This is a genomic window from Pseudovibrio flavus (genome assembly GCF_009711345.1).
Taxonomy (GTDB): Bacteria; Pseudomonadota; Alphaproteobacteria; order Rhizobiales; family Stappiaceae; genus Pseudovibrio; species Pseudovibrio flavus.
This window is the reverse complement of record NZ_SMMA01000060.1, coordinates 72290-87491: the sequence shown is the minus strand read 5'-3', so window position 1 is coordinate 87491 and position 15202 is coordinate 72290. Positions and strand designations below refer to the sequence as shown.

13 protein-coding genes and 1 tRNA gene are annotated in these 15202 nt (G+C 50.7%); 8 read left to right on the top strand and 6 right to left on the bottom strand.

The genetic code is table 11. The features are described 5' to 3' along the window. The first annotated feature begins 285 nt into the window (after positions 1 to 285). The 8 genes from E1162_RS08725 to E1162_RS08690 all read left to right on the top strand — a co-directional run bounded on the left by E1162_RS08725 (position 286) and on the right by E1162_RS08690 (position 8963). The gene (locus E1162_RS08725; RefSeq protein ID WP_155129563.1) at positions 286 to 2010 is read left to right on the top strand and encodes an ArnT family glycosyltransferase; all 1725 of its coding nucleotides are present in this window, start codon (positions 286 to 288) and stop codon (positions 2008 to 2010) included. Between the two features lie 250 nt (positions 2011 to 2260). After that, a complete protein-coding gene (locus E1162_RS08720; RefSeq protein WP_257098872.1) occupies positions 2261 to 2941 on the top strand; it encodes a phosphatase PAP2 family protein in 681 nt (226 codons plus the stop codon). 78 nt (positions 2942 to 3019) lie between these two features. Then, positions 3020 to 3802: a glycosyltransferase family 2 protein gene (locus E1162_RS08715; RefSeq protein ID WP_155129557.1), complete on the top strand. Its 783-nt coding sequence runs from the start codon at positions 3020 to 3022 to the stop codon at positions 3800 to 3802. Then, complete coding sequence (locus E1162_RS08710) at positions 3802 to 4137, top strand: lipid-A-disaccharide synthase N-terminal domain-containing protein (protein ID WP_155129554.1); 336 nt, start codon at positions 3802 to 3804, stop codon at positions 4135 to 4137. The genes E1162_RS08715 and E1162_RS08710 overlap by 1 nt, the downstream gene beginning before the upstream one ends. Positions 4138 to 4684: 547 nt before the next feature. Further along, complete coding sequence (locus E1162_RS08705; RefSeq protein ID WP_155129551.1) at positions 4685 to 5716, top strand: amino acid ABC transporter substrate-binding protein; 1032 nt, start codon at positions 4685 to 4687, stop codon at positions 5714 to 5716. A gap of 84 nt (positions 5717 to 5800) precedes the next feature. Further along, a complete protein-coding gene (locus E1162_RS08700) occupies positions 5801 to 6997 on the top strand; it encodes an amino acid ABC transporter permease (RefSeq protein WP_155129548.1) in 1197 nt (398 codons plus the stop codon). 1 nt (position 6998) lies between these two features. Then, the gene (locus E1162_RS08695) at positions 6999 to 8126 is read left to right on the top strand and encodes an amino acid ABC transporter permease (protein ID WP_155129545.1); all 1128 of its coding nucleotides are present in this window, start codon (positions 6999 to 7001) and stop codon (positions 8124 to 8126) included. A 42-nt stretch (positions 8127 to 8168) separates the two neighbouring features. Next, positions 8169 to 8963: an amino acid ABC transporter ATP-binding protein gene (locus E1162_RS08690; RefSeq protein ID WP_155129542.1), complete on the top strand. Its 795-nt coding sequence runs from the start codon at positions 8169 to 8171 to the stop codon at positions 8961 to 8963. A gap of 93 nt (positions 8964 to 9056) precedes the next feature. On the opposite strand, the gene sseA is transcribed toward E1162_RS08690, so the two are convergent. The 6 genes from sseA to E1162_RS08660 form a co-directional block, all read right to left on the bottom strand. After that, entirely contained in the window at positions 9057 to 9905 is an 849-nt protein-coding gene (sseA, locus tag E1162_RS08685) for a 3-mercaptopyruvate sulfurtransferase (RefSeq protein ID WP_155129539.1), read from the bottom strand. Positions 9906 to 9919: 14 nt separating this feature from the next. Further along, positions 9920 to 10633: an alanyl-tRNA editing protein gene (locus E1162_RS08680; RefSeq protein ID WP_155129536.1), complete on the bottom strand. Its 714-nt coding sequence runs from the start codon at positions 10631 to 10633 to the stop codon at positions 9920 to 9922. Positions 10634 to 10767: 134 nt separating this feature from the next. Further along, positions 10768 to 12189 (bottom strand): cardiolipin synthase, encoded by a 1422-nt coding sequence (cls, locus tag E1162_RS08675; protein WP_155129533.1) that lies wholly within the window; start codon positions 12187 to 12189, stop codon positions 10768 to 10770. A 611-nt stretch (positions 12190 to 12800) separates the two neighbouring features. After that, the gene (locus E1162_RS08670) at positions 12801 to 13844 is read right to left on the bottom strand and encodes a cysteine synthase A (protein ID WP_155129530.1); all 1044 of its coding nucleotides are present in this window, start codon (positions 13842 to 13844) and stop codon (positions 12801 to 12803) included. A 219-nt stretch (positions 13845 to 14063) separates the two neighbouring features. Next, positions 14064 to 14702 carry a hypothetical protein gene (locus tag E1162_RS08665; RefSeq protein ID WP_155129527.1) on the bottom strand — a complete coding sequence of 213 codons (639 nt, stop codon included), beginning with the start codon at positions 14700 to 14702 and terminating at the stop codon, positions 14064 to 14066. A 362-nt stretch (positions 14703 to 15064) separates the two neighbouring features. Then, positions 15065 to 15139 (bottom strand) — tRNA-Asn (locus E1162_RS08660). Between the last annotated feature and the right edge of the window lie 63 nt (positions 15140 to 15202).

Below are 15202 nucleotides of genomic sequence, written 5' to 3'. Positions count from 1 at the left end.
CAATGCCCGTTGCCTGACGCTGCTGGCTCTAGATAAGCAACAGCCTTGGGGATGAGGTGGGGGAGCCCGAATTCTTACTTGTCTATTTATCAGCTTGGCTTGGAAAAGTGTGGCAGGCGTTCATGAAACCTTCCAGTTTTCACAGGTCCCATAGGGTTATCCAAGCAATTCTCTGGGGCGAAAAGGGTAGGTTTGTCAGCCTAGCGACGTTGCGGGAAAATTTGGCTGTCTTCAGCTTGCCTTCAGGTTGAGGCGCTGTAGAGGGCTAAAACGGAACGGGTAGGTATGCAGGCAGCAAGCGAGGGCCGCTCTTCTTCTGAGCAAGGCCAACAAACGGAAACGTCGCTTAGTGTGCCTGTGGTGCTAAAGCTGCTTGGGGCGCGCTGGATAGCGCCTGTCGTTCTTCTTGCGTTCAGTCTGCTGTTATTTTTGCCCGGTATCAATCAGGTTCCCCCGCTTGACCGCGATGAACCGCGCTTTACGCAAGCCTCCAAACAGATGATGGAAACAGGCGATTATGTTTCCATTCGCTTTCAGGATCAGGCACGAAACAAAAAGCCTGTTGGGATTCACTGGCTACAAGTCGGCGTTGCCAAAGTGCTCGGCTTTGGCGCTGAGGCTCCGCTTTGGGTTTACCGGTTGCCATCGGTCGCTGGAGGTGCGCTGGCGGTTCTATTCACCTACTGGCTTGCGCTTGCATTTATGTCGTCACCCGCTGCGTTTACGGCAGGGCTTTTGACAGCGTCATCCATCATCCTCAACGCTGAAAGTCACATAGCCAAGACGGACGCCACGTTATTGGCGTTCACTGTTCTTTCTATGGGGGCATTGGCAAGGCTTTGGTTAAGGCCCGTAGAGCAGGCAAGTCTATGGCTTAAGCTACTGTTTTGGGCTGCCCTTGCTGGCGGTGTTCTCATCAAGGGGCCGATTATAGTTTTGGTGGTTGGCCTAACTGTAGTGGCCTTATCCGTCTTTGATCGCTCGCTTATTCCCCTAAAGAAACTATGGAACCTTTACGGCCTTGTGCTGTTTCTAGTGCTTGTTCTACCGTGGTTTATCGCGATTTTTATCGCAACGGACGGTGCCTTTTATAAGCAGGCGCTAGGTGGTGATTTTCTAGCTAAAGTCGGCACTGGAAAAGAAGGGCATGGGGCGCCGCCCTTCACTCATTTTCTGGTTGCTTTTGTGATCTTCTGGCCTCTGAACGTCTATGTCATCCGCTACGCTAAGGCGTTTTTGAAGCTTCGTGCATCGCCATTTCTTCTCTTTGCCATATGCTGGGCGGTCCCAACATGGATCGTGTTCGAGCTGGTTTCCACCAAGCTCCCTCATTACACCATGCCAGTGATGCCTGCGCTGTCGCTGGCGGTTGCAGGTGTAATGTTTGATCCGCTAGCGCTGCAGGGCGAGAGAGGGAAGGTGTTACGAGCGTGGTCTGCTGCTTGGGCGCCTTTGATTAGCCTAGTGCTTTTGCTGGGCGCGATTATCGTCCCCATCGTTCTGGGTGATTGGCCGTCGCCGCCCGGAGTGGTGTTGGTTTTCTTTGGTTTTCTTTTGTCGCTTTACGCTGGGTCGCAGATAATTAAGGGCCGGATTCTTCACTCTGTTATCCCCCTCTGCCTATCCGCTCTGGTTGTAACCTCTTCTATTTGGGTATATGTATTTTCAAGTATGTCACCGCTTTGGATTTCCTCGCGTTTGGTGGAGGTGATCCATTCACAAAGCGGTTGTCAATCCGCGCAGGTTGTCAGCGTGGGCTTCAGCGAACCGAGTTTTGTTTTTCTCATGGGGACGAGAACGAAACTTGGAAATGCAGAGCAAGCCGCAGATTTTTTAAGCCATGCACCGGCGGGTGAGTGCCGTGTTGCTGTGGTGGAGCGAAGACATATTGGGGCGTTTGACGCAGCTCTTGCTAGGGATGGAGTAGCGCTCAAACAATTTGCCACGGCATCGGGAATTAATCTCAATGGCGGGCGAAATTTGGAATTCGGGCTTTTTAAGAATGACTGACCAATCCGTAGCCGAAAGGGACACGGCTGAGGAGTTCAAACTTCATAAAACTGTTGGAGTAGAGAGCAAAGCGGAGACACCCGTTGCTGATAAAGGGAGCAGTGCTACCGAAGCCCTTTGGAACCCTTTGAGGATACCAAGCAGTTTTCGAAGGAGCCTGTCAGTTGTTAGGGGCAGGGCAAATCGGGTAAGCGCTGTTACTCCTGCAACAGCTGCACCGTTTAAGCCCCAAGATATTCTTGCAGTTCTAATGCTTTTGGCAGGTATAGCCTTCGTGTTCTTCGATGTTCATGTCCATCAATGGGTAGCGGGCGTTGATGAAAAGCTCAAAGGCTTTGCTCGAAGCATAACCGATATTGGCAAGTCCCATTGGATGTTGATCGGCTCTGGCGTGATATGTCTTGGGTTGCTTTGCGTTGATGTTCGTCAGTTAGCGTTCAGAAGCCGTGTGGGCTTCGCAGCGCTTTATACCTACGCGGCTTACATCTTCTTCACCGTTGCTGCCAGCGGTATCACAGTTGTGTTGTTCAAATGGGGGCTAGGCCGCGCTCGCCCGGTTCTGATGGAGCAGGTGGGGCCAATATTCTTCTCCCCGTTAGAGCTGCATAGCCGCTACACCAGCTTTCCAAGTGGCCATTCAACCTCAATCGCTGCAATGTCCGTTGCCCTTGCTTTGATCTTCCCTAGTTATCGATGGCTGATATTGGTGGTTGGTTTTTGGATCGCGTTTAGCCGTATCCTCGTGGGAGCTCACTACCCGAGCGATGTCGTAACAGGCATCGCTTTGGGAGCTGCGTTTTCCCTTTACTGCGCACGCTGGATGGCTAAGCGTAGGATCGGTTTCCGGTTTACGGGCAAAGGCCACATAACACCAATCGCATCCTGGGCAAGTTTAAGGTCGCTTCGGGCCTCTAAAAGCAGGGCTTACTAGCCGGCGTTTTGAAATTGAATTAATACAAAGCGGAAAAGGGACAACGCGTCTGAACTGTGCATCAAGAGGCGTTGTCAATTGGCTGTTGAACCCAACAATAATTCTCCTTTTTTAAGCGTTGTGATCCCCGCAAAGGACGAGCAGGACAATATTATTTCGCTCGTTGATGAAATTGGATCAGCCCTCGATGATCGGGCCTTTGAGGTTCTGGTTGTCGACGACGGGTCAACCGATCAAACTCAGCAGGTTCTGATCGACAAGGCGCGGGACGTTCCTTGGTTGCGGTGCTTCCACCATCAAAAATCTTGCGGGCAGAGCTGTTCCATTCGCACAGGTCTTCGTCATGCCAAGGGCGAGATCGTTGTTACCATTGATGGGGACGGGCAGAATGATCCAGCTTACATTCCAGATTTGATCGCGGCGCTCGATGCAGGTGGGGCAGAAGTTGGCATAGCTGCTGGGCAAAGGGTCGGGCGCAAAGCGAGTGTTTTCAAACGGTACGCATCAAAAGCAGCCAATGCTATTAGGGGCAGCTTGCTTCGGGATGGTACGAGAGATAGTGGCTGCGGGCTAAAAGCAGTGCGAAGGGATGTGTTTCTCGCGTTGCCATACTTCGATAGTTGGCACCGGTTTATGCCAGCACTTGTAATCCGCGAAGGTTTCAAGGTTGTGCATGTTGATGTGGTTGATCGCGAACGGCGGTTCGGCAATTCCAAATACGGTATTGTAGGTCGTGCGCTTGAGGGGGCTTTGGATCTTGTTGGGGTCTGGTGGCTGATCAAGCGGCGCAGAACGCTTCCCGATGTCACTCAGGTTACTGCCGCGCAGGAAACCGATTGGCATAAGGAGCCTGCGGTTTAATGCTGAACTCACTGTTAGATTGGCTGCGGGTTGTCTTTGTAGATCAACTCGACTTCTGGGTAATTCTTGGCCTTGTAGCTCAAGCGCTTTTTATGATGCGGTTTGTGGTTCAATGGGTCGCGTCAGAACGGGTAGGGCGTTCCATCGTTCCTGTCGCCTTCTGGTTTTTTTCCATCGGTGGTAGTGTGCTTTTGCTCGTGTACTCAATCGTTAGGCAAGATCCCGTCTACATTGCAGGGCAATCCCTTGGCCTTATAATTTATTTCCGCAACCTCTGGCTTATCTACAAAGAAAAGCGGGAGCGGCGGGCGTTTAAAGAAATAAAATTAGGGTAACTCGCTGATTTTAGAATCTATTATTACCTAAGGCCGCTTGGATGACGTTAAGTCCAAGCGGTTTTTTATTGCATAGTTTTAAGGCAATTGAGCACAAATAAACCCTGTGAACACTACGGGTATATACTGATAAAATTTTATTTAGAGTTGCAGGTTTCGTTTCCCGTCTCTTATTGTTTATTTCAGTATAGTTGTATTTGATCTGATTATACTGAAGGTTAATTTGAATAAATGACAATATAAACATTTGGTGCAATGCACAAATCTTGTGCTTGTTATGATTATGATTGGTGCATATTGGTAAAAGGTCGAAAATTAACCTTATAGAATTCATCTGATCGTCTAATTATACCAAATTGTATTGTTTTTAGCTCTTGACCTGCATCAAGAAATATCATGGAATACATGGGTATGAGGCGGTTGGGGCCAAGGGGGGCTCTGGAAAGTTGATTAACGCGCTTTCTAGAGGAACTTGCAGTAGCAGGTTCGTCGGCTGCTTCGTGACTAAGCAAAGCACAAAATTGGAAACAGAAGAGGCTCCAATTCTATGAAACGCAATTTCCTTCCGGTAGCACTCGGCGCAGCGATGGCACTTACTGCTGGTGCAGCGTCCGCATCTACTCTTGAAGACGTTAAAGCACGTGGCAAGCTGAACTGCGGTGTTTCCACCGGCCTGACCGGCTTCTCCTTCACAGACGACAACGGCGAGTGGCAGGGCTTTGACGCTTCCGTATGCCGCGCTGTTGCTGCTGCTGTATTGGGTGACCCGAACGCTGTTGAGTTCGTTTCCACCACTGGTAAGACCCGCTTTACCGCTCTTGCTTCCGGCGAGATCGACATGCTGGCACGTAACACCACATGGACTTTCAGCCGCGATGCTGACCTGAACTTCACCTTCGTAGGCGTAAACTACTACGACGGTCAGGGCTTCATGGTTCCTAAAGCGCTTGGCGTTGAGTCCGCTCTTCAGCTGGACGGTGCAACTGTTTGTATCCAGACCGGTACAACAACCGAGCTGAACCTCGCTGACTACTTCCGTAAGAACAACATGTCTTACGAGCCAGTGCCGATCGAAACAAACGCTGAAGCTCGCCAGAACTACCTCGCTGGTGCGTGTGACGTTTACACCACCGATGCTTCTGGTCTTGCAGCAAGCCGCGCAAGCTTCGAAAACCCTGCAGATCACATCGTTCTGCCTGAAATCATTTCCAAAGAGCCACTCGGCCCGCTCGTCCGTCAGGGCGACGAAGAGTGGAGCGACATCGTACGCTGGGTTCTGAACTCTCTCATCATCGCTGAAGAGAAGGGTATCACCGCAGCAAACGCTGACGATCAGAAAGCAAAGTCCACCGAGCCAGGTGCTGACACCGAAATCGCACGTCTTCTGGGTGCAGAAGGTGAGTACGGCGCAATGGTTGGCCTCGACAACGACTTCGCTCTTCGTGCGATCAAGTCCGTTGGCAACTACGGTGAACTCTTTGAAGAATACCTCGGCGAAAGCACCCCAATTGGTCTTTCCCGTGGCCTGAACGCACAGTGGACCGACGGTGGTCTGCTCTACGCGCCTCCATTCCGTTAATTCGGTCTAGCAATAAGGGCGCTGTGGCAAACACCATAGCGCCCTTATTTTATAAATAACTATAAATAGCAGAACGGGCAGCTCATGAGTGTAACAACACTTCCTCCGACGGAGACGTTCCGCATCGGGATGTTGTGGACCGATACCCGGTACCGGTCCTCCACGATCCAGGTCATTGCATTGTTTATTGTAATGCTACTGGGTGCCTTCCTGATCAATAATATTATTGTAAACCTTGCAGCACAGGGCCAGGACTTCAGCTTCGGTTTTCTAACTGAACCGGCCTACTATGACATTAACCAGCGTTTGATCGAGTATGACTCGCGCTCTCCGCACTGGAAGGCCGCGCTTGTTGGTATTCTCAATACGCTTCTGGTCGCAGTTCTTGGGTGTATTCTTGCGACCGTCATCGGTGTGGTTGCCGGCGTTCTGAGACTTTCTAAAAATTGGCTCGTTTCAAGACTACTTGCTGTCTACGTTGAGGGATGCCGTAACGTACCAGTTTTGATGCAGATCCTTTTGCTCTATGGCATCTTCATCGAAATTCTTCCTCGCCCGAAGGCTGCAACGCCTATGCTTGATGGAGCCTTTGTCGCGACAAACCGAGGCTTCTATATTCCATCAGTAATCTCACATGATGGAGCGGGGGTTGTTCTGGCTGTTCTGGTAGCTTCTGTTGCCGGTATCATCTATTTCCGTCGTTGGGCACGGGCTCGTCAGGAACGTACCGGGCAAATCGCTCCGGTAATGCTTGTTAGTTTAGGGCTTCTTATCATTCCTACCACCATTGCCTTTTTCGCAATGGGGTCTCCGTTTTCTTTAGAATATCCGGAACTTAAAGGGTTTAACTACAAGGGCGGCATCCATATGCGTAACTCGCTTGTGGCCCTTTGGTTGGCGCTTTCTATCTACACCGGCGCGTTTATTGCTGAAATTGTGCGTGCGGGTATTCAGGCAATCAGCAAGGGGCAAACAGAAGCGGCTTACGCTTTGGGCCTACGCCCAAACCGCACCATGCGCCTGATCATTCTACCGCAGGCGCTGCGTATTATTATTCCACCAATGATCAGTAACTACTTGAACCTGACCAAGAACTCGTCTCTTGCGATTTTTGTCGGGTACATGGATGTAACCGGAACGTTGGGCGGAATTACCCTGAACCAGACTGGTCGGGCCTTGGAATCTATTCTTCTATTGATGGCATTCTATCTCACAGCTTCGCTGCTGATCTCTGCTGCGATGAACAAGTACAATGAGTCGGTAAAGCTGAAGGAGCGCTAAGATGAGTGATAAAAGCTCCATTGCTTATGTAGCAACCGAAGAGAAACCGCAGCGTCCAGCGCCAGCTTCCACCACTGGCGTGCTTGGTTGGACCAAAGAAAACCTGTTTGCGACGCCTCTAAACACTGCTTTAACCATCCTTTCCTTCTTGTTCCTTGCTTGGATGTTGCCGGGCATCGTTCAATGGGCGGTATTAGATGCTGTCTGGACGGCTGATTCCTATCGTAGCTGTTTGGAGATTTCTAACAACGGAGCCTGCTGGGCTGTAGTCGGCGCACGTTTTGACCAGTTTATCTATGGTTTTTATCCGCATGATTTGCGTTGGCGTGCTGATTTGGCTTTTGTTCTGCTCTGTGTTGCGCTCGTTCCACTGCTTTGGGACAAGACCCCGCATCGCGGGAAGATGATGCTGTTGTCATTATTGTACCCATTCGTTGCGTACATGTTGATCTGGGGTGATGGTTTCATCTTCTCTGAAGTGGAATCCAAGAAGCTGGGTGGGTTTCTGCTCACCATGATCATCGGTGTTTCCGGTATCGCGTTCTCGCTGCCACTGGGTATTCTGCTGGCGCTTGGGCGTAATTCGGACATGCCTTTCATTAAGAGCCTTTGTGTTGGTTTCATCGAGTTTATTCGTGGTGTGCCACTGATTACGCTGCTGTTTGTTGCTTCCACCTTGCTCAGCTACTTCCTGCCGCGTGGCACCAACTTCGACATCATCCTGCGTGTTGTCATTATGGTGACGTTGTTTGCGTCTGCTTATATGGCCGAGGTGATCCGTGGTGGTTTGGCCGCGCTGCCAAGAGGGCAGTATGAGGCAGCAGATGCGCTTGGCCTTGATTACTGGCAGAGCATGCGACTGATCATTCTGCCTCAGGCTTTGAAGATTTCTATTCCGGGAATCGTGAATACCTTCATCGGCCTGTTTAAAGATACAACGCTGGTTTCGGTAATTGGCTTGCTTGATCCGCTGGGACTTACACAATCAGTGCTTGCAGATTCCAAGTGGAATGGCACAGTTGTGGAGCTCTATGTGTTTATCGCCGCTATCTTCTTTGTGTTCTGTTTTGCAATGTCGAGATATTCGATGTATCTGGAACGCAAATTAAGCGCTGGCGATCGTCACTAACGTCCGTAGCTTTGAAGAGATTTTATGAGTTTGGAGAAAAATATGAGTGATCATAATGTTGCCGTCATGGCAGACCGCTCAAAAATGCGCGTATCCGACACGGACGTCGCTATCGAAATCAAAGATATGAACAAGTGGTACGGTGACTTTCATGTGCTGCGTGACATCAATCTGAAGGTTATGCGTGGTGAGCGTATCGTTATCTGTGGTCCTTCCGGTTCCGGTAAGTCTACTATGATCCGCTGCATCAACCGTCTTGAAGAGCATCAGGCTGGCCAGATCATCGTTGATGGTATCGAGTTGACTTCTGACCTTAAGAAGATTGACGAGATCCGCCGCGAGGTTGGCATGTGCTTCCAGCACTTCAACCTGTTCCCGCATTTGACCATTTTGGAAAACTGCACGCTGGCGCCTATCTGGGTGCGCAAGATGCCAAAGAAGCAGGCAGAAGAAATTGCCATGCACTATCTTGAGCGCGTGAAAATTCCTGAGCAGGCCAACAAATACCCTGGTCAGCTTTCCGGTGGTCAGCAGCAGCGTGTGGCAATTGCCCGTTCGCTTTGCATGAACCCTAAGATCATGCTGTTCGATGAGCCGACTTCTGCTCTCGACCCTGAAATGATCAAGGAAGTGCTGGACGTAATGGTTGGTCTGGCTGAAGAAGGCATGACCATGCTTTGCGTAACCCACGAAATGGGCTTTGCCCGTAAAGTGGCAAACCGCGTTATCTTCATGGATCAGGGCCAGATTGTTGAGCAGAACGAGCCAGAGCCGTTCTTCGAAAACCCTCAGCACGAACGTACCAAGCTGTTCCTTTCCCAGATCCTGCACCACTGATTTCTATCAGCAGGAACTGGCGAATATCGCTAAAAGAAAAGCCCGCTTTCGAGCGGGCTTTTTTGTTTCTAACTCTGGAGATGTAATTGGCGATTACTCCGCGCCAGTCACAACTTCTGTAAGTGGGCTGGAGCCCCATTCGGACCAAGAACCATCATATACTGCAGCCTTGTGATGGCCGATTTCGGAAAGTGCCAGAGCAAGGATGGATGCGGTAACGCCCGAGCCGCAAGAGGTGACGACTTGCGTGTTTGGTGTAATGTCTTTGCCTGCGAATACGGCGGCGAGTTCCTCGTTGCTCTTGAAGGTACCATCGGCATTTAGAACCTGACCGAATGGCAAGTTTTTCGCGCCCTTCATATGGCCTGCGCGCACGCCCGGACGAGGCTCTGGTGCGCTGCCTGCAAAGCGCTCTGCAGAGCGAGCATCCAGTACAACGGTGCCAGCGTCTTCGAGGGCCTCTTGAACCTGAGCAAGAGTGCGAACCATGGCGTGGTTGAAGCGGATGGTGAAATGGGCAGGCTGATAGGTTTTAACATCTGCGGTAAGTGGGCGGTTTTCTGCTTTCCATTTTGGCAGGCCGCCATTGAGAACGAACACGTCATCAAGACCGAAGAGTTTCAGCGTCCACCAAACGCGGGCTGCCGAGAACATACCCATGCCATCGTAGACAACAACAGTTTTGCCATCGCCAATGCCCATTTCCTGCATCGCTTTTTGGAAAGCATCAGCGGTTGGAAGCATATGAGGCAGGTCAGTGGTCTTGTCAGAATGTGCGTCAATGTCGAAGAAGATGGCACCTGGAATATGCGCTGTGGCATATTCAGCGCGGGCGTCACGGCCCATGTCTGGCAGGTACCAAGAACAGTCGAGAACCACCAGATCCGGCGCTCCAAGATGTTCTTCCAGCCAGTCACAACTTACCAATGAACTGGAAACCATTTCGCTATCCTCTCCTAATCAAGCAATGCAAGGCGAACGCGCCTGTTGAGCTTGCCCTTTTTTTCAATCTTGCCAATTTGAACACGACCAATTTGCGCGGTGTTAGAAACGTGGGTTCCGCCGCATGGCTGTAGGTCAATGTCTTCGCCTATTTTTACTAGACGAACCCGCCCTGTGCCCATTGGAGGTTTTACGCTCATGGTTTTCACAAGTTCAGGGTTTGCCTCAAGTTCCTTGTCAGTTATCCAGTCTTGCGTTACCGGATGATCTGCATCGACGAGGCTTTGAAGCGCGTTTGTAATCTCGTCTTTATCCAGATTGGGTTCGGGGATGTTGAAGTCAAGACGTCCGGTGCCATCAGCGATCTGTCCGCCTGGCACCGCATAGGGAAGAACAACCGACAAAAGATGCATGGCAGTGTGCACCCGCATGCGCTTGTAGCGAACCTCCCAGTCGATATGAATGGTCAGCGCATCGCCAACTTTGGGTAGGGGGCTACCTTCCTCCAACACGTGAATGATTTCACCCGGATTTTCACCTTTAACAGTGTCGACAATGGTCAGCCGTGTGCCATCTGCAAGCTCAAGTGCACCGCTATCTCCGGGCTGGCCGCCGCCGGTCGGGTAGAAAATCGTGCGATCCAGAATAACGCCGCCATCGGTGATGCCGGTTACAGTTGCCTCACAGCTACGCAAATAGGCGTCTTCAATGAAAAGGGGTTGGCTCATACGGGTGTCTTTCAAATATCTTTTCGGAATCAAGGAGATCCTAATGGATTTTCTTGCCTGTGTGGGCGTGAAAATTGCCAGCAAAGCTTGAGGGTGTTTCAACACAACTAACGAGCGCTAGAAGCCACACAGGTCTAGAGAATAGGTGATAGAAGCTTGGCCGCCTGCGCCAAAATTCTGAAGATGTACGGCCTGTTATAAAGTTCCTGCTTATCGGTCTGCTGCGCCTTGGTGAAATCCTGCTCCAGCATTTCAGCCACAGCTTCCACCGAGTGCTTTTTTGTGAACCAGAGCGTGATTTCGAAATTGATGCTGAAGGAACGGTTATCGAAATTGACCGTACCAACACCTGCAAGCTTATCATCCACCAGAACGACTTTTTGATGCAGAAAGCCATCCAGATAGCGATAGACTTTGATGCCGTGGCTCGCCAGATCATCTGCGTGGGCATAGCTTGCCAGCCAAACAAGGCGGTGGTCAGCTTTTTTGGGAAGAAGAATGCGCACGTCAACGCCGCGTAGAGCTGCTGCATAAAGCGCTGTCAAAATCTCAAGGCCCGGCACGAAGTAGGGGCTAACAATCCAAAGACGCTCACGAGCGCGGGAAATTGTCTCCACAAACGCGATAGAGCAATCCTCTAGCGGGTCCGCCGGACCGGTTGGCATAACGAGGACCGGTTCATCACCAAAGACTTCGATATCTTCTGGAAGGGACAGGTCAAGGGTGGTGCCTGTAGACCACTGCCAGTCCTCCGCAAAGGAGAGGCCCGCGCCAAGCGCTGCAGGGCCGGATACCTTCACATGTGTATCTCGCCAATGACCGAAGTGCGGGTCTTCTCCAAGATATTCGATGCCGACATTGTGTCCGCCGATCCAGCAGTATTTGTGATCAATCACAACGACTTTGCGGTGGTTGCGGTAGTTGAGGCGCATTGGGCCCAATACGCGCAGCAGTTTGTGGCGCTCGTTAAAGCCGCTCACTTGAACGCCTGCTTCGGTTAAACGGTCAAGGTAGTGTTGTGGCAGGCTACGGGAGCCAACATCATCATAGAGGAAATAGACGGCTACACCGTTCAGAGCGCGCTCAATAAGGGCGGCAGCGATTTTCTTGCCCAATTCATCATCACGAACAATGAAGAACTGGAAGAGAATGTACTCCTTAGCGTTGCGGATTCCCTCCAGAATAGAATCGAAAGTCGCAGTGCCATCAATAAGCAACTCAGTCTGGTTGCCTTTCAAAAAAGGTAGCGGCGTGATGCGGTTATGAACCGGCCACTCTTCGTTTGCCCTGTGGTCTACCAGCGCTCCGTGTCGCTTGAAGATATCGTCTTCGAAGACGCCGTTTTCCAAGAGGATGCGGCTGTAATCATCAAACTTCTTCCATGCGAAAATCATGTAGAGGATCGCGGTAGGAAACGGCAGAAAGAAGAGGGAGAGTAGCCACGCGATGCTGCCCTGAGAGGTGCGGCTCCACATAATCTCGCGGGCCGCGCAGATGGCAGCCAGCAGATAAAAGAACAGCGCGGACAACGTTATTAGCGGAACGATATCGATCATATTGCATCTGTTGATCTAAACACTCGTCTTTAAGTAGCATACTGAGGGCATTCGCGTCCCTCTGACAAGTCACTGAGAGATAAAAATACTCCGCGAGTTGAGGGAGGTGCGCTTGAAGTGATGAGAGTGTTGATGGGTTGGTGAAAACTCCCTCTCTTGTGTTCAGAGGGAAAGGTTTGCCTTCGGTCTATTCTTGTTGGTTTTGGTGGGCAGAGAACGTTAGGTGGTCTCCGCTTTAATGCTCAACCAATGGCAGTGGTTTGGCGCTTTTTTATGATTTTTTAGGGTGTTAGTCGCTTAGGCGCTCTCACGGGGAGAAACTTCAGGAAAGCACTGGTGTTTTTGATGAGATCAACACTGCGTGTCACGTTAGCTGCGAAGTGAGTTCAGCATGTTTTGTGCGTATTACGGCTGGAAAGTGTTCTCGTGAGCGGCTTTGGCGGTGTGACGGGTCAATCAGCGTCGCTTACCGGATCGGGCCAAAGCTGTATGCGGCGACAGAGCTACGTCTTACGTTTAAGGCGGCTAGAGACGCAGTAGGTGCCGCCCATTCTGGTTTTATTTGTGAAGGGGCGGCGATGGGGCGACAGTGATCCTCGGGAGTTCCAAGGTCAGGCTTTTACGCTTTCAAAGGGTACAGAGATCTGTGGTTTTCTTTCCATCCAGTTTGGGACGGGTAGATCCTTTGAGCGCAAGAATTCTGGATTAAAGAGCTTGGCCTGATAGCGGGTTCCATAGTCGCAAAGAATGGTCACAATGGTATTGCCCGGACCCATTTCTTTGGCCATGTGCATTGCTCCTGCGATATTGATGCCGGAGGAGCCGCCAAGGCATAGACCTTCATGCTCTAAAAGGTCGAATACAACCTCCAGCGCTTCACTATCTGAAATGCGAAACGGCAGGTCTATTGGCGCGTCTTCAAGGTTTGCGGTGATGCGTCCTTGTCCAATACCCTCGGTGATGGACGAACCTTCTGCTTTCAGTTCGCCATTGGCGTAGTAATTGTAAAGCGCCGCGCCGTGTGGGTCTGCAAGACCAATCTTGATATCCTGATTTCTGTCTTTCAGGCCCATGCCCACACCGGCAAGAGTTCCGCCTGTACCAACTGCGCAGATGAACCCGTCTACCTTTCCATCGGTCTGCTGATAGATCTCTTGCGCTGTGGTGGTGATATGCCCGTTCCTGTTCGCGGTATTGTCAAACTGGTTGGCCCAGATCGCGCCATTTGGCTCGCTCTCGTTGAGCTGTGCTGCAAGGCGTCCTGAGATTTTGACGTAGTTGTTGGGGCTGGAATAGGGTGCTGCTGGTACTTCAATCAATTGAGCACCGGCGATGCGCAGCATGTCTTTCTTTTCTTGTGATTGCGTCTCGGGAATAACAATCACGCTGCGAAAGCCAAGCGCATTTCCCACCAGAGAAAGGCCGATGCCGGTGTTGCCAGCAGTGCCTTCTACGATCACGCCGCCGGGCTTGAGTTTGCCGGAGCGGATAGCATCTTCGATGATGAACAGAGCGGCGCGGTCCTTAACCGACTGGCCGGGGTTCATAAACTCCGCTTTACCGTAGATATCACAGCCGGTTAGCTCAGATGCTTTTTTGAGCTTGATAAGCGGCGTATTTCCAATGGCCTCGATGAGGGAGTTTCTAACGTGCATCGTTTCCTCGCATCCAGCAATCGTTTTGGCGTGGCTCTGCCCTTTTCGGGCGAGGTTTTCTAGCCACCTAAAACTTATAGTGGTGCGAAGGAGCGCTCAAGGCAAACCCTGTTGGTGATGCAGTCGTTTTAGCAACTGCATACTCTTAATGCGGAAGTAGATAGAATATGAATCTAGCAAATGAACTTTGGAAAGCTGTTTGAGAAACCAGCTTGCCTTCTACTCGATCATATCCTGCCAGAGTTGGTCCAGATTTCTGCCAACTTTGAGGAGGTGATCGGCCTTTGACTGGCTGTCATTGCTCTCTTCAAACTCGATGAATTCGACTTGCAGCTTCTTATCAAGAGCGTAATGCGCTTGCTGCGTAACGATGATCGGCTTTTGAGAGGATACACGATTTTGGGACTTATTGAGCGGGAATGGTGATTTGATTTTCGGCTTCTGCTCACCAAGATTGGCTTTGGCCGAGCGGACCGCGATAGCCCTACCGTCAGGCAGAATATGGGTCTCGTTTGGCTCTATGCGGGAGTTGTAAATCACCTCGCCATAGTCATCGATAAGCTCTACCCAAAGGGTGTCTTTGCCATCAAGCTTTACAGTGCCAACCCAGATCGCAAAATCGCCTTCCAGCGGATCTACATTCTCTGGCTTGGCAGGCTTACCTACTGTAACTGCTAGATAATCTTGAGGAATGGCAGTGGTTTGCGGCTTGTCGATCTTGGTTTCCGCTTTGCCTCTCATGCTGTCATGAGCCGTTGCGATTGCTGGCGTTAAAATCGCCAAGCTCGCTGCGACCATCATTGAGGCTGCATAGAAAGTGTGATGTCCGGTATTAGGGTAAAGAAGTGTCCCGATCATTTCATTTAACCCGCTTTTTTAATTCTTTTCAGGGTGTTGGTGTATCGGAGCTTTTTCACTTAATCTCCCCACCTTACGTTTACGTAATATAGAGGGCGAAAAAGGTCGTTCTACAAAGCATAGATTGTAGGGCGGCTTTCTTTCTAGAATGTGATGTAGTTGCCCTTGATATGTAGCCCTGATCTTTTGGCTAAGTAATTTTATTTTAACGAGAAAAGGGCGATTGTGCGGCGTACCTGCCACATTCCCTTGGGGAATATATAGCGGTTAATAAACCGTGGCCGTAAACGCAGCGCTTTAAAGAAAACAGCAGCTTAAGAGCCGTTTCACAATCGTGTCATGGGAGAGGGGGAAGAAAAAAGTGGCTCCCCGGGCCGGATTCGAACCAGCGACCAAGCGATTAACAGTCGCTTGCTCTACCACTGAGCTACCGGGGAATATCCCAAACCCTTTCAAAGAAAGGTATATATAACACTATCCGTTGAGATAGTGACACAAGA

Coding starts and splice junctions, on each gene's coding strand:
- E1162_RS08725 (WP_155129563.1), top strand. CDS start 286: ATGCAGGCAGCAAGCGAGGGCCGCTCTTCTTCTGAGCAAGGCCAACAA.
- E1162_RS08720 (WP_257098872.1), top strand. CDS start 2,261: ATGCTTTTGGCAGGTATAGCCTTCGTGTTCTTCGATGTTCATGTCCAT.
- E1162_RS08710 (WP_155129554.1), top strand. CDS start 3,802: ATGCTGAACTCACTGTTAGATTGGCTGCGGGTTGTCTTTGTAGATCAA.
- E1162_RS08705 (WP_155129551.1), top strand. CDS start 4,685: ATGAAACGCAATTTCCTTCCGGTAGCACTCGGCGCAGCGATGGCACTT.
- E1162_RS08700 (WP_155129548.1), top strand. CDS start 5,801: ATGAGTGTAACAACACTTCCTCCGACGGAGACGTTCCGCATCGGGATG.
- E1162_RS08695 (WP_155129545.1), top strand. CDS start 6,999: ATGAGTGATAAAAGCTCCATTGCTTATGTAGCAACCGAAGAGAAACCG.
- E1162_RS08690 (WP_155129542.1), top strand. CDS start 8,169: ATGAGTGATCATAATGTTGCCGTCATGGCAGACCGCTCAAAAATGCGC.
- sseA (WP_155129539.1), bottom strand. CDS start 9,905: ATGGTTTCCAGTTCATTGGTAAGTTGTGACTGGCTGGAAGAACATCTT.
- E1162_RS08680 (WP_155129536.1), bottom strand. CDS start 10,633: ATGAGCCAACCCCTTTTCATTGAAGACGCCTATTTGCGTAGCTGTGAG.
- cls (WP_155129533.1), bottom strand. CDS start 12,189: ATGATCGATATCGTTCCGCTAATAACGTTGTCCGCGCTGTTCTTTTAT.
- E1162_RS08670 (WP_155129530.1), bottom strand. CDS start 13,844: ATGCACGTTAGAAACTCCCTCATCGAGGCCATTGGAAATACGCCGCTT.
- E1162_RS08665 (WP_155129527.1), bottom strand. CDS start 14,702: ATGATCGGGACACTTCTTTACCCTAATACCGGACATCACACTTTCTAT.